This is a genomic window from Listeria sp. Marseille-Q6474, from assembly GCF_946902005.1.
GTDB lineage: Bacteria > Bacillota > Bacilli > Lactobacillales > Listeriaceae > Listeria > Listeria innocua.
The window spans coordinates 1813365-1833950 of record NZ_CAMPPS010000001.1 but is presented as its reverse complement, the minus strand read 5'-3'; the positions used below and the strand labels follow the sequence as shown (position 1 = coordinate 1833950).

The window sequence follows — 20586 nt, the reverse complement described above, 5'->3', positions numbered from 1 at the left end:
ACTTGGATTTTTGCAAAAGAAAAAGCTAGAGAAATTCTCTAGCTTAGTTTATCGTATTAAATGTTTTAATTCGGCTTTCTTCGCCTAGCACTATTAATGTGTTTTTATCGGCGAATTTAAGTACTTCTTTTGTGTTTGCTATGCTTTGTGCTACACAACCTAAAGTATAATTATATTTCGGGGAGTCTACGTGATAAAACACAGCAGAACCTTTTCCTTTTATACGTTTAGCATTGTATTTAACTTCCATCCCGTAAATGTATTGTGGGATTTTCATTTTTTCGTCGGCAGAACTAGAAGAAGAACGTTCCTGCCAGGTATTATAAGCTTTATCTTTAGAATTAGAAATCCAATAACTGCGATTAGTAATTGCTTTAAAAGTTAATTTCGTACCTGGATTTCCTTTTTGACCAAAAGCAATGCCTGTGCGGTAAACGCCAACTGGTGTCCCTGAGCTTTTTTCAGAGAACTTTGGATCAAAACCCCATTTTCCAATATGACTCGTAAAATGGCGAACTTCATACCAATTGCCGGCACTATTTTTCTGGAAAAAGTAAGTCGTTGCTGTAGTGCTTTTTGGTTTTGTTGTAATAATTGCTTTTTTACTATTCCAAAGTGCTGGAACGGTGTCAGCGATAGTTGGTTTGCCGATATTCGTGAAAGCTCGGGCGTCAATCCAACCAATATTCGTATTTCCGAGCTTGCAATAATACCATTTTGCTCTAGCTGTTTTTCCTTCGCGAGTAATAATGAGTGTCTTTTTATCATACTTTTTTGCCGAACCGAGATATTTTACACTACTACTAGTCTTGTATATTTTGCTATTAATACCATCGTTTCGCTTCGACTGATTGACTACTCCTTTTAAATTAACTGCTTTGTCGTAAATGATTTTTTCATATGTTGCTGCTTCGGCGTTAAAGGAGTGACCAAGGAGGCTAACCATTAGAACAATAATTAAACCGCTTAATAACTTCTTCATTATTCGCTCCTTTTTTCGAGTTATTCCCTATGACAATTAGCTTATTTTTTTCGTTTGCGTAATAATAATATTGCTATAAGGATAACTATAACACCTGCTACAACGAAAATCCATTCCACGCCTTGATCCCCTGTTGCAGGTAAGTCTTCTTTGGATGCTTTAGGTGTGCTTGGTTTAGCCGTTGCGCTTTTTACTGCGTTAGTTGTTTCGATTTTTTTCACGTTTGCCGGAGCTTTAACAACCACGTCATTTTCTTTTTTCGTTGGAACTTCATAGGTTACTTCTTCGCTGAAATTACCCGCTTCATCGAAAGCATAAGCGAAGATTTTTTTCGGCAGTGTACCCCACTGAGCGTAAAAATTGCCATCTTTATCTGCTTTTGTTACTCCCTCGCCAAAATTTTCATCTACGGGAGAAGTAATGTAGACACTTGCGAATGGTTTCGTTTTTCCAGTAAAAATCTTTGTTTCTAAATCAAAATTCATATCTGTGACAGTTAATTGGGCTGTTTTTTCTTTTACTAAATAATTTAATTTGACTGCTGTAGTTTTGCCTTCTTCATTTTCCCCAAGTAAGGTGATGACATGGATACCTGGTTCTGCTGTATTCAGTTTAGAATTCTCTGCTAAGCGATAATTTACTAATTTAGTACCTGTATGTGTTGTTAATGTGTCTGTAAAATCTTTTAGCGCAATTTTATCGTTTTGTTCATAGGAATAAACTTCAGCTGAATCGGTAATGTCGATAGTTGTTGGTGTAGTATTCTTCTGTGGTTCAGTAGCCTTTTGTGGTTCAGTAGTTTTAGTCTTTGGTGCTTCTTTTGGCGGTTCAGGTGTTTTTGAAGGATCTTCAGTGATTGTATTTTTAGTAGTATCTGTTGATTTATCTTCTGTTGGAGTTACATTGTTACCATTTTCATTTGTTTCAGCGCTTGCTGCCAATGAAAATGGAATGATAAGACTAGTTAACAAAGCTATAAGTACCAGCCCGTGGAATTTTTTCATAATAAATTCCCCTTTCGTTTTTTCATATATTAATCATAAGCAGAAATGAGTCAAAAGTCAATTTTAAATTACAATACTGTTACAAATGTTAAGAAAGTACTACAAAAAAGCTTGCTAAGTTTTTTCTTAGCAAGCTTTTTTCTATAATTCAATAGGTCTATCTAATTGATAAAGCCGTTTATATCTTGGTTCCTCTGCCATTAATTTGGCGTGGCGGCCTTCCATCAATGTTTTTCCTTCTTCTAAAAATAATACTCGGTCCATTTTCTCTGCTCCGACTAAATGATGCGTTACCCAAATGAGTGATTTATCAGCTAATGTTTCGAAAATAGTTGCTAGCAAATCTCGTTCTGTAATGGGATCAAGTCCTACTGTCGGTTCATCTAAAATAACAATCGGCGTATTTTGAAGTAAAATCCGAGCTAGTGCAATCCGACCACGTTCCCCGCCAGAAAAACGCTCGCCCATCTCACTCATTTGTGTATGGTAGCCATCTGGCATACTCATAATAAAATCATGTAACTGAACTTTTTTTGCCGCCGCATAAACTTCCTCATCGGTGGCATCTTGATTTCCTAAGCGAATATTATTTAAAACCGTTGTACTGAAAAGATGTGCTTTTTGATTTAACATTGATGTAATTTCAGGGATTTGCGGTCTTAAATTCTCCACCTCAACACCGTTCATTGTTACTTTTCCAGCTGTTGGTAGTAAAGCTCCTTGAACCAATTTAAGAAAAGTTGATTTCCCTGTACCACTTCGACCGATAATCGCCACTTTTTCACCTTGTTCAAGTGTAAAGTCAAAACCGTCTAAGATTTTAGGCGACTTTTTATCGTAAGCGAAAGATAAATTTTCTGCTTTTAAAACTACATTTTCAGTATTAATACGGGCAATTTCTTTCGTTTCTTCTTCAAAGGTTGGAAGCGCCGGGTCTTCTATTTTGTCTAGACGGGCTAGCGAATCTTGGTAGAGCGATTTATCACTAATAGCGCTTGAAACTGGTACAAACGCTTCTGCAAGAGCCATTATAGCTAAAACAAAAGCAGCAATCATTGTTCCAGAAAACGCGCCATCACGAGACTCAGCTGTGCTCCAATAGACCATCACGATAACCATAAAACCAACAACTAACTGGCTAAAGAAATCACGCCAATTAACAAAATGAAACTGTTTATTTTCAGTTCGAAGCATATCCGCCTCGTCTTTTTCATAATTCGTAATAAATGTTTTTTCACGACCGCTAAATTTCCAATCGCTAATACCAAAAACAGCGTCAGTAAATTTTTGATACAAACTGTTTCGACCTTGTTTTAAATAAGCATTCTTGCCGCGAGCATATAAAAGGGAGACCCATGGTAACACAAGCACGAGTAGTCCAATTAAAAGTACGAAAAGCGCCGCAAATGGAATTGAAAATGCTCCAAGTGAAATAACGACGATTGCGTAGAGTACAAGGCTAACAATTGCCGGTAGCATCGTAGTCAAATAGAAGTTTTGCAAATGTTCAATATCACCAGCAAGCAAACCTAGAATATCGCCAGTTTTATAGCGTGATTTTAGTAGTAAAGCTTGTGGTTCAAGTAAACGATACAGTCGAACACGCATTTTTTCTAAAATTCGAAGGACAAGCGAATGGCTCGAAAGTCGTTCTACATAGCGTGAAACCGAGCGCATAATACCAAATGCGCGCACTCCGACAGTCGAAATATAGACAGCCATAATTGATTCTGGCATCAGGGACGATTTTGAAATCAAATGACCCGATGTAAACATAAGCGCTCCAGCTGAGGCAAAAGTTAGCGTTCCAAGGAAAATGACAAGTAAAAACAAGCCGCGATTTTCTTTAATATATGGGATAATCCAGCTACTTTTCCGCATCATACTTCCTCCAATTGGGCTTTGACTAAATTGTAATAGAACCCTTTACGCGCCAGTAGTTCCTCGTGCGTTCCTGTTTCGACCACAGCCCCGTGATCTAAAACGATAATTCTGTCCATTTCAAGCATCCAGTGCAAGCGATGCGTCGCGAAAAAGACAAGTCGATTTTCAAATAAGTCTAGCATTGGTTTTTTTAGTTCATATTCTGTTTCAATATCTAAGTGCGCTGTTGGCTCATCCATTAGTACAACTGGACGATCCGTTAAGAAAGCCCGAGCAAGCGCAACACGTTGTTCTTGCCCACCACTAAGCATCCGCCCTGATTCCCCAACAAGCGTTTCATAGCCATCTTCAAGCCCGGCTACAAGTTTGTTTAAACCAGCTGATTCCGCTGCTTTTTTCATTTCCTCTTCGGTAGAATTAGGATGATAAAAGCGAATATTTCCAGCGATTGTATCATGGAAAAGGTACGGATGTTGCGGAATATAAGTTACTTGGGTTTGCCAATCAGTTGAAGCAAGCGCCGCACCAGTTTTTCCATTCCAGCGAAAATCTCCAGAGGTTGGCGTCAAAAAACCGCTCAAAACGTCGATTAACGTCGATTTCCCAGCACCAGTTGCACCGATAATCCCAATTTTTTCAAAACCTTTCACAGTAAAACTGGCTTCATGTAGCGATTCAGCATCATCCGCTCCGTGCTTCACAGTAATTTTTTCAAAGGAGAACTCGGTATTTTCAGCAAATGGAGTTAGCGGTAAAGCGTCCGTTTCTGACTTGTCCGCTTTAGCTTGGTCAATAATCCCTTGAATAACTCGACCCGCTTCCTGCCCGTCAAGTGTAGCATGGTAATCCGAGCCAACTTCACGAACTGGTAAAAAGTATTCTGGCGCAAGGATTAAAACACTTAGCGCAATCGGCAAGTTCATATTGCCATCAATGAGACCAAGACCTAAGAATAAAGCCACAAGCGCAATTGAAAGCATTGTAAAGAAATCTAGCGCAAATGAAGACATAAATGCCACACGTAACGTTTTCATCGTAGCTTTCCGGTAGCGCGAACTAACCGAAGCAATTTTTCCTTCATGGTCATGACTTAATCCTAAGTATTTCAAAGTCTCTAAGCCTTTTAACGAATCTACAAAGTGATTGGACAGCACACGATATGTTTCAAACTGCGAATCAGCTTGTTTTTTCGCGGCTAATCCCAGAATAATCATAAACACAATTAAAATTGGCAAAGTAATCATCAAAATAAAAGCGGAAGTCCAGTCCTGAAAAGCAATATAAACCCAAATCATCGCTGGAATAATAGCCATATTCATCATTTTAGGTAGAAACAGTTCTAAATAATTCCGGAAGTCAGCTACACCTTCCATTACCATCGTTACAACTTTCCCAGTTCCTTCCGCCCGTGCAAAACGCGGTCCAAGCGCGAACAAACTATCTAGTAATTCTTCTCGCATTGTCTTCGCAAGTTTTGCAGCATAGCGATAAACGATTTGTTTTTTCCATACGTTCAAAAAGTGACGCAAGAAATAGGCCCCCGCGAAGAGACCTATTTGTATTGTGACTGATTGAAATGGATGCTCGTGAAATAAGTCAGTAATCGCACGAGCTAAAGTTATCGCCATCACGATAATCGCAGCACCTTGAACAAGCGTGAAAACTGCGAGAATCGCCATTATTTTTTTAATTCCTTTGTAGTTCCTTAAATCTTTTCCCATTAATACGTCATTTTCTCCTTACTAGAAACGCGCTTACGGAAAACATAGTAGCTCCAAATTTGGTAACCAAGAACAAACGGCAATAGCGTAACGGCAACTATCGTCATCACACTTAGCGAATATTGTCCGGAAGCTGCATTTTCTATAGTTAAATCAAACGCACTGTTGATAGAGCTGATCATTACACGTGGGAATAGTGACACGAAAATCGTCGCAATCGTGAAGACAATTCCAAGTCCGCCGAATGTAAATGCTAAAATATCACGATCTTTCCAAATAAACAGGGCAGATAGCACGTACATAACGACTACAATTCCAATCATCAGTGGTACAAGTACAGGTCTAACTTGGAACATATCTGTATTGAAGTAAGCAAGTACAACGAAAATTACTAGAGCTGGTACAGTAATAAACCAAACACGTTTCGCCATACGACGAGCACGGTCTTGAATATCTTCTTCTGTACGTAAAGTAATAAATAGTAACCCGTGAAGTAGGCACATAAGCGTAATCGTCACGCCACCCCACACGGAGAATACGGTAATGTAATCAAAGAAACCAGCATACATATCCATATCACTATTAATCGGCATACCTTGAATCAAACTAGCAAATAATACACCAAATAGGAATGGCGGTAAAATACTACCGAAGAAAATAACCCAATCCCACGTTTTTATCCAAAGTGGTGAATCTTTTTGACCACGGAATTCAAAAGAAACCCCACGACCAATTAAAGCAAGTAATAAGAATACTAGTGGAATATAATACCCACTAAACATTGTTGCATACCAGTTTGGGAAAGCCGCGAAAATCGCGCCCCCTGCAGTTAATAGCCATACTTCATTTGCATCCCAGAACGGTCCAATCGTATTAACGAGTACGCGGCGTTCCAGTGCATTTCTAGCCATAAATCGTGTAGACATCCCAACACCAAAGTCAAAACCTTCAAGGAAGAAGAATCCAATGAATAAGATGGCGATTAATAGAAACCATAACTCATTTAGTGACAAAGCTTTCATCCCCCTTATCAAATGGATCTACGGAAATCTCTGCTTTTTCTGGTTTGTGTCCGTCTGGTCCTTTTTTAATTTCACGTATAAATAAGTAAACCAATAGAATGGCTAAAATCGTATAAATTGTCGAGAACGCAATTATCGAGAACAAAATTTGTCCTGATGAAACGTTTGGCGATACGGCATCAGCGGTTTTCATGTAACCGAAAACTACCCATGGTTGTCGCCCTATTTCTGTCATAATCCAACCCATGGAGTTCGCTAGGAACGGGAAGCCAATCATTGGAATCATGAAACGTAAATACCATTTTGCATTAACGAGTTTTTTCTTCCAAGCAAGCACGATACCGATTAATGCGAATAGAATCATTAACATACCTGCGCCAACCATGATACGGAAGCTCCAAAATGCTGTTTTAACTGGTGGGATGTAGTCACCTTCACCATATTTTTCTTCATATTGTTTTTGCAGCGTGTTCATACCTTCCACGCTACCAGTTAATGTTCCGTAAGATAAGAAACTTAGCGCGTATGGGACATTGACTTCCCATTCGTTTTTCTTCTCTTCCGGATTAATTTTGGCAATCATTGTCCAAGGGGCTGGGTCGGCTGTATCTTCCCATATCCCTTCTGTTGCAGCCATTTTCATAGGTTGAGTTTTAACTAAGTATTGTGCTTGCGAGTGACCACTGAAAGCCACACCAAAACCACCTATTACCGCCATGACCATTGCAATTTGGAATGATCGTTTAAAGAAGGCGACATCTTGTTTTTTGAGCATCTTATACGCACTGACACCAGCAATGAAAAAGGCCCCAGTGGCAAATGCCCCGAATATAACGTGCGGGAATTCCACGAGCAGTTGTCCATTAGTAATAAGTTGCAAGAAATCATTCATTTCTGCGCGGCCGTTCTTAAATTCAAAACCAACCGGATGTTGCATAAATGAGTTTGCAGCTAAAATCCAGAAACTAGACATGATTGTTCCGATTGAAACAAGCCAAATACAAGCTAAATGAAGCTTTTTGCCAAGTTTGTCCCAACCAAAAATCCAAAGTCCGATAAACGTAGATTCCATAAAGAATGCAAGTAACGCTTCGATAGCAAGTGGTGCTCCGAATACGTCCCCAACAAATCTAGAGTAATCCGACCAGTTCATCCCAAACTGGAATTCTTGAATAATACCGGTTACGACACCGACCGCGAAGTTAATAAGGAATATGTGTCCCCAAAACTTCGACATTTTTTTGTAAATTTCTTTCCCCTTCACGACATACAACGTCTCCATAAGAGCAACCATAAATACAAGTCCAATTGAAAGTGGTACAAATAAAAAATGGAAAATCGTTGTTGATGCGAATTGAAAACGGGCTAAAAATAGTTTATCCACCCTTTTCTCCTCCTTTTTATGCTTAAAATTGCTGTTTAGTCCCTTGCTTTTTTGCTTCTTTCTTAAAAACCTTGTGAAAAACCGCCCAAAGTGATGCGCCCAGTTGCTCTGTAATTCACAAAGCATAATAAAATAATATGTAATCCTTATTTTTCACGGGTTTAGGAACTAGTTAAGAAAGATTTTTACTTTATAATGAGTTCTATCTGGAGTATATTTTATCCTATTTTAAGGTAAATTTATTTAGTACTTTAGATGTTATTTTATTTTTGAGAGATTGTGATAAATTTCGCAATTATTAAGTGGCTGTAAATGTTGATAAGACTTATTGCTTTTTATTTCACAATAGAAATCGTAAAAGCATGATTTAGTATAATGAGTATTAAGACCTATTCTTTTTTTTACGTTTTCGCAATTCCCGGAAGAAACTTTTTAACATCGCGCTGCTTTCGGCTTCTAATAATCCAGCTTCTACTTTACACGTATGGTTAAATCGATCATCCTGTAATAAATTCATTAATGAGCCTGCTGTTCCGGCTTTTGGATCTTTTGCTCCGTAATAAACTTTGTCAATTCGCGAAAGTAAAATTGCTCCACTGCACATCGGACATGGTTCTAGCGTGACATATAGTTCTGCGCCACTAAGACGCCAAGAATTTTGGTGTTTACAAGCATCTTCAATTGCAAGTAACTCCGCATGAGTCACAGCATTCTGGGTAGTTTCGCGTAAATTATGTGCGCGACCAATAATTTCTCCATCTAAAACAACAACTGCACCAATTGGAACCTCTCCAATTTCCCGTGCCTTCTTCGCCTCCTCAAGCGCTTGTTGCATAAAGAAATCTTGTTCCATCTATGCACCTCATTTCTCAAAAATCACTCACTGCCATTTTATCATAGCTTGTATTAGATGTAAGAATAATCTGCTCAAATTTTCACAGGAATACTTTTAGTTGCTTTCATAAGGCATTTATATTACCATATATTAATACTAGGTACTAAAACAAAATTATCAAAATATACAATCTACTTGCAAAGGAGAATCATTATGAATTCAGAGAAATTAATTGCTCCAGAACTTTATAATATCACCGACGAGATTGCTAAATTTAGTTCTGAAAAAACTGCTTTAATTTGGAAAAACGAACACAATGAAACAAAAACTTGGAGTTACCGCCACTTGCTGGAACAAGCGAACAAATTTGCTAACGTTGTAAAAGATGCGGGCGTAAAAAAAGGCGATCATGTCATTGTTATGACGCCTAGACTACTAGAAACTTATGCCATTTACATGGGTTTATGGAAAGCTGGTGCCATTATCATCCCGGCATCCGAGCTTCTTAAAGCACATGACTTAGAATACCGCATCCGCCACGCTAACGTAAAAGCTATCGTTTCTTACAATGGAATGACTGCTGAATTTGATAAAATTGAAAATATTCCTTCTGTATCGAAAAAAATTATTGTTGGCGAAAAATTATCGGGCTGGGATCACTACGAAACACTAATGGAAACTGCATCGACTGAATTTGAACGCGTAGAAACGTCTCGCGATGACGCTTGCCTACTTGCATTTACTAGTGGAACTACTGGTAATCCTAAAGGTGTTGTACATATTCACGGTTGGGGTTACGCGCACATTCGTATCGCAGCTGATCATTGGTTAGACATTCATGAGGACGATATTGTTTGGGCTACAGCAGGTCCTGGTTGGCAAAAATGGGTTTGGTCTCCGTTCCTTTCTGTACTTGGAAAAGGTGCGACTGGCTTCATTTACAACGGTCGCTTCATTCCAGAAAAACAACTACATTTACTGGAAGAAGAAAAAATCAATGTGCTATGCTGTACACCAACAGAATATCGTTTAATGGCTAAAGTAAACAATTTACGCGAACATGATTTAAGTTCACTTCGTAGCGCCGTATCAGCAGGAGAACCTTTAAACCGCGAAGTTATTCAAGTTTTCCAAGACAATTTTGATATTAAAGTGCGTGATGGTTATGGTCAAACGGAAAGTACATTATTGATTGGGACACTGGTTGATACGCCAATCCGCCCTGGTTCGATGGGTAAACCGATTATGCCAGAATACATGGCAATTATTGACGCTGAAGGAAATCCAGTCGGTGTCGGTGAAATTGGGGACATCGCAATGCGCAGAGACTTCCCAGCACTTTTCAAAGAGTATTATAAAGAACCAGAACGTTTGCAAAAAGCGATTCGCGGTGATTATTTTGTGTCTGGTGACCGTGCTATCCGCGATGAAGACAATTATTACTGGTTCCAAGGACGAAATGACGATATTATTATTAGCTCTGGCTACACGATTGGACCGTTCGAAGTAGAAGACGCGCTCACACATCACCCAGCCGTAAAAGAAGTCGCCGTTGTCGCAAGTCCTGACGAAATCCGCGGTACGGTCGTAAAAGCATTCATCGTCTTAAAAGATGGATACGACGGCACAGAAGACCTTGTGCATGAATTACAAACATTTACGAAAGAACAAACGGCTCCATATAAGTACCCGCGTCGGATTGAGTTTGTTGAAGCGTTACCGAAAACTGATTCTGGTAAAATTCGCCGCGTTGAGTTACGTGATGCTGAGTTTGCTAGTGTGCATGGATAATCAAAAACCCAGCCTTCCTAAACAGAAGGTTGGGTTTTCTTTTAAATATTTAACTCACTCGCCGCTTCCTCGTCCAGCACCACTGTGAAATTAGGGTGCAACTGGAAAATCGAGCTTGGAATGTCTTCTGTTACTGGGCCTTGTAGTGCTTTTTTGATAATTGCTGCTTTTTTCTTGCCGTTTGCGAATAGGATGACTTCTTTTGCGTGCATGACGCTTTTTGGTCCCATTGTTACGTAGTATTCTGGGACTTTTTCTGCATCGCCGCCAACTTCTCCGAGCAAAATATCGAACATATCTGGGCGCGATTGGACGGAAACAAGTCGCGTTTCATCGCCGAATTTGGTTACACCTGGTAAGTTTCCGCAGAAGTGACCATCTTCACCAATCCCGATTAAAATCGCATCCAAGCCACCAACTTCCTTCAAATGCGCTTCATGTTCTGTATAGTTTTTCGTATCTAACATGTGAATTTGCTCTTCAGGAATGCCCGCCGGATCAAAATACATCGCTTTTAAATTACCAATAGTTACGCCATATTTTTCGTTTCCAATTGGAATTTCGTCAAAATTATAATAACTGACATTCTTCAGTGGCGCTTTATCCTTCAATTCTTCTACCATCAGTTCATACATTCGCTTCGGTGTCGAGCCTGCTGTGATTGCCAAATGAACCTTTTTGTCTTGATACATTTTCCCTAGAAGCAGTTGCATCGTTGTTTTACTCATATTTTCGTAATCTTTTTCCACAATAATTTTCATTTTTTCACCTCTCGCTTTGAATTACCTTTATGATAAAGTGTATAGTAACTATAGAGTCAAGACGAAAGGGTGATAAATGTGGAACCGTTTTTTTCCATTGGGGAAATGGCAAAGAAAAGCCAACTCTCCATTCAACGACTGCGCTATTATGATAAAATTGGGCTTTTGGTCCCCGCTTTTACCGATCCGACTTCTGGGTATCGCTACTACAAAACGGCTCAAGAAGAACAACTCAACCTCATTCAAGCGTTGCAGTATATGGGGTTTTCCTTGCAAGAACTAAAACAATATCTCGACAAAAATACATCGGAAAGCTTACCCGATTTGCTTATTAAATATCAACAAAAACTAATGGATGAAGAAGCTCGCATTGCCCGTAAAAAGTGGCTTATTGACCGTTATCAAGGTTTATTAAAACGGGAAACTGAAACAACACAGCTCCTAACAACTGCCCGACTTTTGCTTACAGAGCCACTTCTAACACCTGTTCATGTGGATATTTTAAACGACCCAGATTTCCATCAAGAAGTTCAGAAAACTGTGAGTCGCCTCGGTCTTTCAAAAAGCTATCAGCAGTTTCCAGGTTTTTTTATGTTAGATGGGCAGGCTTACCTTTTCATTGAACTAGATCATTCTATTGGCGCACCTGGTGAACGGCGTTTATTATCAAGTGAGCGGCAAGCTTTTGTCACGCCGCAAAACTTAGAAACGTCTCCAGAAAATGAAAATTACCTTTTACAAGAAACGGTGGCTTGGATTAACCAAGAGCTGGTTCACGGTTATTCCTATGAAACAAAATTGACTTTTGAATAGATATTTTAGAAAGATTGGTTATAATAGAAAGAAATAACGTGGAGGTGGGCGCCGTGGAAATCAAGCAAATCAAAGCAAAAGACACGCAAGATATTAGGCACCGGGTTCTTCGCCCAGAACAACCTGAGGAAAACGCAATTTACCCTAATGATGAAATGAAAGGTACTTTTCATTTAGGCGCTTTTGAAAAGGATGTTTTACTTGGAGTTGCGAGTTTTTATCCGGAAAAATCAGCCATTATTAATAATCCTGCTCAGTACCGAATTCGCGGTGTGGCAACAGAACGTCGGATGCGCTTGAAAGGCCTCGGCACAGCATTACTTGCAGAAGGTGAAGCGGAAATTTGGAAGCACGGCGCAGATATTATTTGGTGCAATGCGCGGATTGTCGCTGTTGGTTTTTATGAAAAACATGGCTATCGTAAAGTTGGCAAATCGTTTGTCATTCCTGGCATTGGCGAACACTACTTAATGACAAAATTGAATCCAAATGAAAAAGTGGACCAAGATAGCTAATATCTCGGTCCACTTTTTTATAGTTTAGAATAAGGTTGCGTATGAATCATCCAGGAAATTCCGTACTCATCGACGAATTGTCCCATTTTACCGCCCCAAAATTGCTCTTCAAATGGTAAAGTTACTGTCACTCTTCCCGATGAACTTACTTTTTCAAAGAAAGCATCTGCATCTGCTACAGCCACAGGGTCTTCACTGTTAGAATCGAGCATAATCGAGATTTGGTTGGATGGTTTTACTTCTTTGCCGAATGAATCTGAACAAAATAAATTTGCCCCAAGGACGGTAAAGCCACCGTGAACTGTTGTGTTCTCTAGGTTTTCTTTTGCTAGACCAAACATTTCGCTTTGTTCCTCACTTACTGGAAGCCTTGAAATATTCGTTGCTCCGAACACTTCTTCATAATATCCTAAAGCCTCTTTTGCATTTTCAAAAGCCAAATACGGGTACATTTTTGCCATAAAAATCGCTCCTTTGTTTTTGAGACACTAGTTAGAAAATACCCAATTCATTTTACCTTAAACTATCTCGGGATTTTTAAAAATTCGGCGCCATGTTTTGCTCATAATCACAAGACAGACGGTGAACGCGCCTAAATCTGCTAATGGGAAAGCATACCAAATGCCATCTAAACCGAAGAACTGCGGCAAAATAAGTAAAAGTGGTACTAAACAGATGATTTGGCGCATTAAGGAAATGATAAAGGAAATCCGTGCTCGACCAAGCGCTTGATATAGCCCTCCGCAGACAATTTGGAAACCAATTGTTGGCGCAGCTAGAAGCATAAATCTAACAGCATTTGTTCCTTGTGCAATCAATTCTGGGTCATTAGAGAAAATTCGTACGAGCATTCCTGGGAAAATTTCTACCAAGCCCCAAGCAATTAGTGACATGACAGTTGCTGCTATCATTGATACTTTGACAGCTTTCATTACACGTTCGAATTGTCTCGATCCGTAGTTGAAGCCAACGATTGGTTGCATCCCTTGTGTTACACCATTGATCGGCATAATTACGAAAGAAGCAATTCTGTTGGCAATTCCGTAAACCGCAATCGCCATTGTTCCGCCATAAATATTAAGCATCCAGTTTACCGCAACCGTTACGATACTACCTGCTGACATCATAATAAATGACGGGAACCCGATTGCCATAATCCGGCGAATCAGCGGGAAATCCATTCGGAATGAGAACCCTTTTAAAGATAAAGTACTTTTTCCTGATAAAAAGTAAATCAAGAGCCAAATCGCGCCAACAGCCTGCGCAATAACGGTTGCAAGCGCTGAACCACGAACACCCATACCGAATCCCATAATGAAAATCGGGTTTAAAATCATATTTAAAATAGCGGAAATAATCATGGTTAACATCGCTGTTTTCGCATTACCTTCCGAACGCACGATATTATTCATCGCCATCGCAAAGGTTTGGAACACTGCGCCTAGTAAAATAAGCGATAAGAAATCACTCGCAATATCATGAATATCCGCCGGTGCTCCGAAAAGCGTAATAAGTGGATCTAAAAATATAAAGGTTACAATTGCAATAAAAATACTGGAAATAAGTACTAACCAAATAACTTGATGGAATACTTTATCCGCATGTTTTTGTTCCCCAGCACCGAGCGAGCGGGAAATAATCGACGCGCCACCGATACCAAACATCGCTGCCATCGCCATCAGTATCATTTGAACGGGAAAAGCAATCGAAAGTGCTGCAACCCCTGATGGACCAACGCCATATGACACGAAAATCGTATCAACAATATTATACATTCCCATAACAAACATACCGATAAATGCCGGAATCGACAAACGCGCCATGAGTGATGGAATGCTATCTTCACCTAATCGTTTACTCTGTTCTTTCATTCGACCTCTCCTCCTTCAACTGCCATAATCGCATTATCAGAAAGTCGTCCTATCAAATGCATTAAGTCATCTTTTTCTTCTTCGCTAAACCCTGCCGTTAAAAGTGCAGACCATTCAGCTGTAACTTCTTCAATTAATTCTCGCATTTTAAATCCTGTTTCAGTCACGAAAATCCGTTGAATACGTCTATCTCTTGTATCCATTTCTCGGCGAATCATCCCAAGATCTTCAAGGCGCTTTATATGGCGCGTCACACTGGCTTTATCCACCATAAACCTTTTTGCCATTGATTCTTGAGAAATACCATCTTCTTTATAAAGCGTCCATAAATACCGCAATTGACCTATATTAAGACCAGTTTCAAGTAACTTTTTATTTTTAAAAGTGCTTTCCGAACGATGAATAATTGCGATGGCTTTCGCTAAACTTTCATGTCTATCTGCCATTTATCCGACTCCTCATAAAAAAATCCACCACATAATTAGTTGCGGCGTCAACCATTATAGTATAGCAGTAATTTGGTTGACTGCGCAACCTTTTTATTTCCCGGGCAATAATTTGACTTCCTATCTTTCTTTTGTAAAAATAAAGAGTAGAGAAGGGGTGCTATCCACTGTGCAGATTAAAATATTAAAAAATAGATATCCCAATATAGTCGTTTCAAAAAACCCAATAAAATCAACTACAGATACGTTTTCTTTTTTCGAGGAACCGTATTATTTTACTATCCCCAAAAGTGACCTTTCAGAAGAAGAAGCGGCGTTACTACATACGTTATTTCCTGAACCTTTACCCACATTTACAAAAGAATCTACTCAGTTTTGGTTCGATTTGTTATTTGGAAATGAAGCTGTCACGATTACGAGTGAAAAAGAAACTTACCGGATAACACAGTTTCATATTAAAACCGCAACCACCAAAAGCATGTTGCAAGAATGGCAAAAAGCGCTACTCAGCTTCTTTAGTCCAGATGCTGAACTAATTATGTTTTCGGCGAGTTATGGTGTGATTATTGAAAAATCTACCGGTTCTCTGCTCGGGGAAGAAGAACTTATTGCCGTTGCCGGTACACTTGAAAATGATTTTTATATTCAATCTACTTTCTTTATGGGGCTCTTCCACCCGTTAAATGCTAAATTACGTGGCTTATTTGCAGAGGAACGTACCATTTTTGACCATAATAATCGTGAAGTTGTCCAAACTGTCGCTTCCGAAAGTTTAAAAGTCATCGCGCTAAGGATGAAAGAAAGTTTAATTACGAGTGAACTCAACAACCTTTTCCATCAAGATGATACTTGGATTCCTTTAATTCATACGTTATTTAAAAACCAAGGAAACATCAGCCTTACTGCCAAAGAACTTTTTATGCACCGAAATACAATTCAATATCGTTTGGACAAATTCTATGAACAAACAAACTTATCACTCCGCAAAATGGATGGGTTGCTCTTAGCTTATCTGTCTACACTTCAAACAAATAGTAGCAATCATGAATAAATGATCATGGTTGCTTTTTCGCTTGACTTAAAGTTAACTCCAAGGAATACAATCATTATAGAAAATCAGTAAAGGAGAATGGCTATGACCAAAAATAAAATTAGCTTTTATGTGGTGGATGCTTCGGAAGACTTAACAATGAATATCAAAGAAGCGAGTGAAAAAAGTGGTGTTTCTGCTGATACAATTCGCTACTACGAACGCATTGGTTTAATTCCACCTATATATCGTAATGAAAATGGCATTCGTAAATTTGGCGCAGAAGACATACGCTGGATTTTGTTTAGTCGTCAAATGCGCCGCGCTGGTTTATCTATTGAAGCATTAATTGATTACTTGGCACTTTTCCGAGAAGGCGAACACACGCTAGAAGCTCGCGCCGAATTGCTGAAAGAACAACGCATGGAGTTGAAAAATCGCATTGATGTTATGCAAGAAGCGCTTGATAGACTTGACTTCAAAATAGATAATTACGATACCCACCTCATTCCGGCTCAAAAAGAACTAAAAGATTTTAATGTCGAAAGGGGTAATTTATAATGAGTACACTAGAAAACAGCGTTATTTTTGATAAAGGTGAGTTGATTACAAATGACTACTTTACCGGTAATGCTTATTTAAAAATGCTTGTCCCAGAAGATACGGTTTACAATTGTCCGATTGGGAACGTTACGTTTGAACCGAGAGCCAGGAACAACTGGCATAAACACGACGGCGGGCAAATCTTGCTTGTAACCGGCGGAACTGGCTACTATCAAGAAGAAGGAAAACCCGCTCAGTTACTTAAAGAGGGCGACGTGGTTACTATTCCTAAAGACGTGAAACATTGGCACGGAGCTACGAAAGATAGTTGGTTTGTCCACTTAGCCATTTCGACAAATGTGTATTTAGGCGGAACTACTTGGCTAGAGCCCGTTTCCGATGAACATTACAATAATTTATAATGAAAAAACCCGCTTGCCTTATTTCAAGGTTGGCGGGTTTTACTTATTTGCTTACATACGCTAAAATATCTTCTGGTTTTTCGAAGACAAGTTCAGCCTTTTCAAAGCCATCAGTTGTCTTTGCACCCCATAGCGCTAAGCCAAAATGAGCTCCGGCCGCATGGGCGCATTTCATATCATAAGAAGAATCACCGACATAAAGCACCTCATGTGGCTCTCTTCCAAGAATTTCTAACCCTTTCAGAAGTGGGTCTGGATGAGGTTTATGGTTTTCCGTATCACTCGCACAAACAATTGCTTGAAAATGATCCTGAATATCAAATGGATAGAAACCTTTTTCCATTTCTAACGCATTTTTCGAAGTAACTACGCCGCTTTCTGGAATGGCATGCAGAACTTTATGAATACCTTCGAAAACCTCTACTTCTTCAATAAAAGTTGCTTCACGTTCAATCCATTTGTCCAATACTTTCTCTGGATCCAAAATATTTAACTGTTCAACCGCAGCTGCCCCAGTAATTCCAAGTACAAATCGTAATTCATCTAGTTCATAACTTAATCCTTCTTCGGCTAAAACCGCTTGAAGAGAATGCAAAACAGCTCTCTCCGTGTCTAGAATCGTTCCATCTACGTCAAAAATTATTGCTTTATACATATAATTTCCTCCTTCAAGATTTAGCGAAGTTGTGATAATGGTGAGTTGTGTATCTCGCTTTTTTCTTATTTTCAGCCTTTTGAATATCTGAGCTATTAGTGCCTTTATTTTGAAGCAAATCCCGAAATTCGCGCAAATTAGCATGAGAATTCCCATTTATTTCAAATTCGATATTATCGCAGCTAAAAGTGAGCAGGATTTCCTCTTCTTCTCGAACTAAAGCAATCTGTCCTAATTTCGCAACTGGAAAAGTTTGCCGTTTTTTCATACCTAAGCTGAAGTTTTGGTCAAAAACAAGATAATCTCTATCGATGTAAAACTCTCCGAATTGATATTCCATTCCTAGGGCTGAACTAATTTTGCATACTCCATCTAATTTCATACCATTCGCCTCCTTCATCACCTTATATATTAGTTTTAAATGATGAAATGGGTTTCATGTCAAGCAATTTTATAAAAATATTTTAAACATGAGGCGGCGACTAGCTTTTATACCGTTTTCCTTCTAATTAATTCATGTTCCACTTTAATTCGTTGTAATTTTCCTTGTTCAAAAATCGAAAAAGCATTTTCTCCTAATTTTTTTAGGTTATGATCAAGCGTTGTGATTTCAAGAGCCTTACCAATTGGGAGATTTTCTTGCCCTAAAATAGCGACGTCTTCTGGCACGCGTAACCCAAGCTCCTTCACATGGTACATAACACCTGCTGCAACCTCATCACCATTCGCATAAATCGCATCAGGCCAGTCTTTCCCTTCAGCAAAAAAGTATTTTCCAGCTTTTACACCATCTTCTAACGTATAGCACTCACTTAAAAAACGATTTTCACCAACTGGACCAAAAACCTGCTCATATGCGTTAATTTTCCCATATGTACTTGTGCTTTCCCGCGAGGCCCGTCCTGCTGTGAATGCCACTTTTTTATAACCTTCATCTTGTAAAAATTGAAACCCCGCGCGGTAGGCCTTTACTCGGTCAATATAGGAACAAGATACATCTTTGGACTCCACGTATTCACATGCAATAATCGGACCATAAGCAAGATATGGCAAAATCACATCCCAATTATTGGCACGCGAAGTAATAATTAGTCCGTCAACTTGCTTTGTTTTCAAGCGCATTAGATATTTTTCTTCTTCTTTCGGATCATATCCTGTTGGGAAAAGTGTCACCGAATAACGATTTTTAAAAGCTGCTTCTAAAATACCATTCACAATTTTGTCAAACCACGGATGATCATTATAAGGTATAATCACGCCAACCGTATTTGTTTTACCACGCGCTAAATCCATGGCGCTACGGTTAGGAGAATAGTCTAATTCATCAATAACAGCTTGCACACGGGCTCTTTTTTCCTCCGCAACATACGGATGGTTATTGAGCACACGTGATACTGTCGTCACTGAAACTCCCGCTAATTTGGCTATGTCTTTAATATTTGGCATTTTAAAAACCTCATTCCTAAGAAAAAAGCGCGGACAGATTTCTCATACCGCACTTTTATTTTTATCATTAAGCCAGCTGTTCGAGTTCGCTTGTTTGAATGTCTTTTTCGACACGAACCGAAACCAGTCTAGCATCATTCATTTCTTCTACTGTAAATCGAAGGGTATCATATTCTACTACTACTTTATCATCTTCTTCTGGAATTGTCCCAGTTAAAGTAAGCACAAAGCCAGCTACAGTATCAACTCCACGCGCTGGAAGTTCCACGTGAAACATTTTGTTGAAATCATCTAGTGGCATGCGGCCTTCAACGATAAATGTATTATCATCAATTTTTTTGACTTCATCAGAAAACACATCATTTTCATCGTCAATTTCGCCAACAATTTCTTCTAATAAATCTTCTACAGTGACAATACCTGCTACGCCACCATATTCATCCATTAAAATTGCCATTTGATTTCTAGTTCTTTGCATATTCTTAAGTAAGTCATCAATAAACATCGTCTCTTGGGCAAAATACGCGTTTTTAACGAGCGATTTCACATCAATGTTTTCAAAGCCTGACTTTCTCGCTTCCGCAAAAAAATCTTTCATATGCAGAATACCTAGCACCGAGTCCTGGTCGCCTGTATAGACGGGAACTCTTGAAAAATTCTCACTTAATAATGCGTCACAAAGTTCTTCCGATTCTGTTTCGGCATCAATCATAAACGCATCTGTCCGTGGTACCATCACTTCACGCGCATATTTATTATCCATTTCAAATACACCACGAAGCATTTGTAATTCTTCTACCTCAATAATGCCGTCACGTCGACCGGTTTCAATCAGTAGCTGCATTTCCTCTCGCGTCATTTTTTCATTATCCGTATTTTTCTCCATTCTCGTTAATTTCACAAGAATATCTGTTGAAAAAGATAGGAATTTTACGAACGGACGAAGCACAACACCAACTGCCATAATTGGTCGTACAGAAACACGGGCAATTTTTTCTGATTTTTGGAGTGCTAAACGTTTTGGATAAAGCTCACCGAAAACTAACGTGATATAAGATAGCACAATAGTTACGACAATAATGGATAACTCTTTCGCAAAACTGCTTCCGCCAAAAACCGATTCAAGTCTAGTCGCAATACTAGTCGCGGCTGACGCACTGGAGAAGAATCCAGCAAGCGTAATACCAACTTGAATAGTAGCTAAAAATTTACTTGGATCATCTACGAGTTTAGCAAGCATTACGGCTTTTTTGTCACCGGTTTCTGCTTGGTTTTTCACCCGATTTTTGTTCAGTGATACAAGGGCCATCTCTGCTGAGGCAAAGAACGCGTTGAGCATTGTCAACACCACAATAAGAATTAACTGCAAGATAATCTGCTGACTCTCGGGGTCAGGGTTCATATGGAACTCTCCACTCCTTATTTTCTCAAAATATTCCGGACAATTTCCCGGTTAAGAAA

At 39.2% G+C, this 20586-nt stretch carries 21 protein-coding genes; 6 read left to right on the top strand and 15 right to left on the bottom strand.

Annotated elements, in window-relative coordinates:
- Positions 1-43 precede the first annotated feature (43 nt).
- The 7 genes from OC533_RS09115 to tadA all read right to left on the bottom strand — a co-directional run bounded on the left by OC533_RS09115 (position 44) and on the right by tadA (position 8850).
- Positions 44-982, bottom strand: coding sequence for a GW domain-containing glycosaminoglycan-binding protein (locus tag OC533_RS09115; protein ID WP_194323945.1), 939 nt, complete (start codon positions 980-982; stop codon positions 44-46).
- A 41-nt stretch (positions 983-1023) separates the two neighbouring features.
- Positions 1024-1986 (bottom strand): LPXTG cell wall anchor domain-containing protein, encoded by a 963-nt coding sequence (locus OC533_RS09110; protein ID WP_185501238.1) that lies wholly within the window; start codon positions 1984-1986, stop codon positions 1024-1026.
- Positions 1987-2127: 141 nt separating this feature from the next.
- Positions 2128-3867, bottom strand: coding sequence for a thiol reductant ABC exporter subunit CydC (cydC, locus tag OC533_RS09105; RefSeq protein ID WP_194323943.1), 1740 nt, complete (start codon positions 3865-3867; stop codon positions 2128-2130).
- Positions 3867-5591 carry a thiol reductant ABC exporter subunit CydD gene (gene cydD, locus OC533_RS09100; RefSeq protein WP_194323941.1) on the bottom strand — a complete coding sequence of 575 codons (1725 nt, stop codon included), beginning with the start codon at positions 5589-5591 and terminating at the stop codon, positions 3867-3869. The genes cydC and cydD overlap by 1 nt, the downstream gene beginning before the upstream one ends.
- Positions 5591-6604, bottom strand: coding sequence for a cytochrome d ubiquinol oxidase subunit II (gene cydB, locus OC533_RS09095; RefSeq protein ID WP_003727651.1), 1014 nt, complete (start codon positions 6602-6604; stop codon positions 5591-5593). The genes cydD and cydB overlap by 1 nt, the downstream gene beginning before the upstream one ends.
- Positions 6591-7997 (bottom strand): cytochrome ubiquinol oxidase subunit I, encoded by a 1407-nt coding sequence (locus OC533_RS09090; RefSeq protein WP_003722078.1) that lies wholly within the window; start codon positions 7995-7997, stop codon positions 6591-6593. The genes cydB and OC533_RS09090 overlap by 14 nt, the downstream gene beginning before the upstream one ends.
- A gap of 382 nt (positions 7998-8379) precedes the next feature.
- On the bottom strand, positions 8380-8850 hold the full coding sequence (gene tadA, locus OC533_RS09085; RefSeq protein ID WP_003764308.1) for a tRNA adenosine(34) deaminase TadA: 471 nt from the start codon (positions 8848-8850) through the stop codon (positions 8380-8382).
- Positions 8851-9045: 195 nt separating this feature from the next.
- On the opposite strand from tadA, the gene mbcS reads away from it, so the two are divergent.
- Entirely contained in the window at positions 9046-10623 is a 1578-nt protein-coding gene (gene mbcS, locus OC533_RS09080) for an acyl-CoA synthetase MbcS (RefSeq protein WP_194323939.1), read from the top strand.
- A 41-nt stretch (positions 10624-10664) separates the two neighbouring features.
- Here the strand turns inward: mbcS and OC533_RS09075 are convergent, their stop codons facing one another.
- Positions 10665-11384: a glucosamine-6-phosphate deaminase gene (locus OC533_RS09075; protein ID WP_070752377.1), complete on the bottom strand. Its 720-nt coding sequence runs from the start codon at positions 11382-11384 to the stop codon at positions 10665-10667.
- Between the two features lie 78 nt (positions 11385-11462).
- Here OC533_RS09075 and OC533_RS09070 point away from each other — a divergent pair, with 78 nt between their 5' ends.
- Positions 11463-12197, top strand: coding sequence for a MerR family transcriptional regulator (locus OC533_RS09070; RefSeq protein WP_194323937.1), 735 nt, complete (start codon positions 11463-11465; stop codon positions 12195-12197).
- Positions 12198-12250: 53 nt separating this feature from the next.
- Positions 12251-12712, top strand: coding sequence for a GNAT family N-acetyltransferase (locus OC533_RS09065; RefSeq protein ID WP_185482395.1), 462 nt, complete (start codon positions 12251-12253; stop codon positions 12710-12712).
- 17 nt (positions 12713-12729) lie between these two features.
- On the opposite strand, the gene OC533_RS09060 is transcribed toward OC533_RS09065, so the two are convergent.
- The 3 genes from OC533_RS09060 to OC533_RS09050 are packed head-to-tail and all read right to left on the bottom strand — an operon-like array spanning position 12730 to position 15029.
- A complete protein-coding gene (locus OC533_RS09060) occupies positions 12730-13173 on the bottom strand; it encodes a VOC family protein (protein ID WP_003772844.1) in 444 nt (147 codons plus the stop codon).
- Between the two features lie 57 nt (positions 13174-13230).
- Entirely contained in the window at positions 13231-14583 is a 1353-nt protein-coding gene (locus tag OC533_RS09055) for an MATE family efflux transporter (RefSeq protein ID WP_003728607.1), read from the bottom strand.
- On the bottom strand, positions 14580-15029 hold the full coding sequence (locus OC533_RS09050; protein WP_003768632.1) for a MarR family winged helix-turn-helix transcriptional regulator: 450 nt from the start codon (positions 15027-15029) through the stop codon (positions 14580-14582). The genes OC533_RS09055 and OC533_RS09050 overlap by 4 nt, the downstream gene beginning before the upstream one ends.
- A 169-nt stretch (positions 15030-15198) precedes the next feature.
- On the opposite strand from OC533_RS09050, the gene OC533_RS09045 reads away from it, so the two are divergent.
- From OC533_RS09045 to OC533_RS09035, 3 genes are all read left to right on the top strand, one after another.
- Positions 15199-16080, top strand: coding sequence for a helix-turn-helix domain-containing protein (locus tag OC533_RS09045; RefSeq protein ID WP_070752380.1), 882 nt, complete (start codon positions 15199-15201; stop codon positions 16078-16080).
- Between the two features lie 84 nt (positions 16081-16164).
- A complete protein-coding gene (locus tag OC533_RS09040; protein ID WP_003764326.1) occupies positions 16165-16620 on the top strand; it encodes a MerR family transcriptional regulator in 456 nt (151 codons plus the stop codon).
- The gene (locus OC533_RS09035) at positions 16620-17024 is read left to right on the top strand and encodes a cupin domain-containing protein (protein ID WP_185501246.1); all 405 of its coding nucleotides are present in this window, start codon (positions 16620-16622) and stop codon (positions 17022-17024) included. Before OC533_RS09040 ends, OC533_RS09035 begins: the two co-directional genes overlap by 1 nt.
- Positions 17025-17067: 43 nt before the next feature.
- Here the strand turns inward: OC533_RS09035 and OC533_RS09030 are convergent, their stop codons facing one another.
- The 4 genes from OC533_RS09030 to OC533_RS09015 all read right to left on the bottom strand — a co-directional run bounded on the left by OC533_RS09030 (position 17068) and on the right by OC533_RS09015 (position 20527).
- The gene (locus tag OC533_RS09030; protein ID WP_070752383.1) at positions 17068-17679 is read right to left on the bottom strand and encodes an HAD family hydrolase; all 612 of its coding nucleotides are present in this window, start codon (positions 17677-17679) and stop codon (positions 17068-17070) included.
- A gap of 13 nt (positions 17680-17692) precedes the next feature.
- A complete protein-coding gene (locus OC533_RS09025; protein WP_003764329.1) occupies positions 17693-18061 on the bottom strand; it encodes a hypothetical protein in 369 nt (122 codons plus the stop codon).
- Between the two features lie 107 nt (positions 18062-18168).
- A complete protein-coding gene (locus OC533_RS09020) occupies positions 18169-19125 on the bottom strand; it encodes a LacI family DNA-binding transcriptional regulator (RefSeq protein WP_010991425.1) in 957 nt (318 codons plus the stop codon).
- 67 nt (positions 19126-19192) lie between these two features.
- Complete coding sequence (locus OC533_RS09015; RefSeq protein ID WP_003772838.1) at positions 19193-20527, bottom strand: hemolysin family protein; 1335 nt, start codon at positions 20525-20527, stop codon at positions 19193-19195.
- Between the last annotated feature and the right edge of the window lie 59 nt (positions 20528-20586).

Excerpts from the sequence above, each read along its gene's own strand:
- OC533_RS09115 (WP_194323945.1), bottom strand. The coding sequence starts at position 982 with ATGAAGAAGTTATTAAGCGGTTTAATTATTGTTCTAATGGTTAGCCTC.
- OC533_RS09110 (WP_185501238.1), bottom strand. The coding sequence starts at position 1,986 with ATGAAAAAATTCCACGGGCTGGTACTTATAGCTTTGTTAACTAGTCTT.
- cydC (WP_194323943.1), bottom strand. The coding sequence starts at position 3,867 with ATGCGGAAAAGTAGCTGGATTATCCCATATATTAAAGAAAATCGCGGC.
- cydD (WP_194323941.1), bottom strand. The coding sequence starts at position 5,591 with ATGGGAAAAGATTTAAGGAACTACAAAGGAATTAAAAAAATAATGGCG.
- tadA (WP_003764308.1), bottom strand. The coding sequence starts at position 8,850 with ATGGAACAAGATTTCTTTATGCAACAAGCGCTTGAGGAGGCGAAGAAG.
- mbcS (WP_194323939.1), top strand. The coding sequence starts at position 9,046 with ATGAATTCAGAGAAATTAATTGCTCCAGAACTTTATAATATCACCGAC.
- OC533_RS09075 (WP_070752377.1), bottom strand. The coding sequence starts at position 11,384 with ATGAAAATTATTGTGGAAAAAGATTACGAAAATATGAGTAAAACAACG.
- OC533_RS09060 (WP_003772844.1), bottom strand. The coding sequence starts at position 13,173 with ATGGCAAAAATGTACCCGTATTTGGCTTTTGAAAATGCAAAAGAGGCT.
- OC533_RS09055 (WP_003728607.1), bottom strand. The coding sequence starts at position 14,583 with ATGAAAGAACAGAGTAAACGATTAGGTGAAGATAGCATTCCATCACTC.
- OC533_RS09050 (WP_003768632.1), bottom strand. The coding sequence starts at position 15,029 with ATGGCAGATAGACATGAAAGTTTAGCGAAAGCCATCGCAATTATTCAT.
- OC533_RS09040 (WP_003764326.1), top strand. The coding sequence starts at position 16,165 with ATGACCAAAAATAAAATTAGCTTTTATGTGGTGGATGCTTCGGAAGAC.
- OC533_RS09035 (WP_185501246.1), top strand. The coding sequence starts at position 16,620 with ATGAGTACACTAGAAAACAGCGTTATTTTTGATAAAGGTGAGTTGATT.
- OC533_RS09030 (WP_070752383.1), bottom strand. The coding sequence starts at position 17,679 with ATGTATAAAGCAATAATTTTTGACGTAGATGGAACGATTCTAGACACG.
- OC533_RS09025 (WP_003764329.1), bottom strand. The coding sequence starts at position 18,061 with ATGAAATTAGATGGAGTATGCAAAATTAGTTCAGCCCTAGGAATGGAA.
- OC533_RS09020 (WP_010991425.1), bottom strand. The coding sequence starts at position 19,125 with ATGCCAAATATTAAAGACATAGCCAAATTAGCGGGAGTTTCAGTGACG.
- OC533_RS09015 (WP_003772838.1), bottom strand. The coding sequence starts at position 20,527 with ATGAACCCTGACCCCGAGAGTCAGCAGATTATCTTGCAGTTAATTCTT.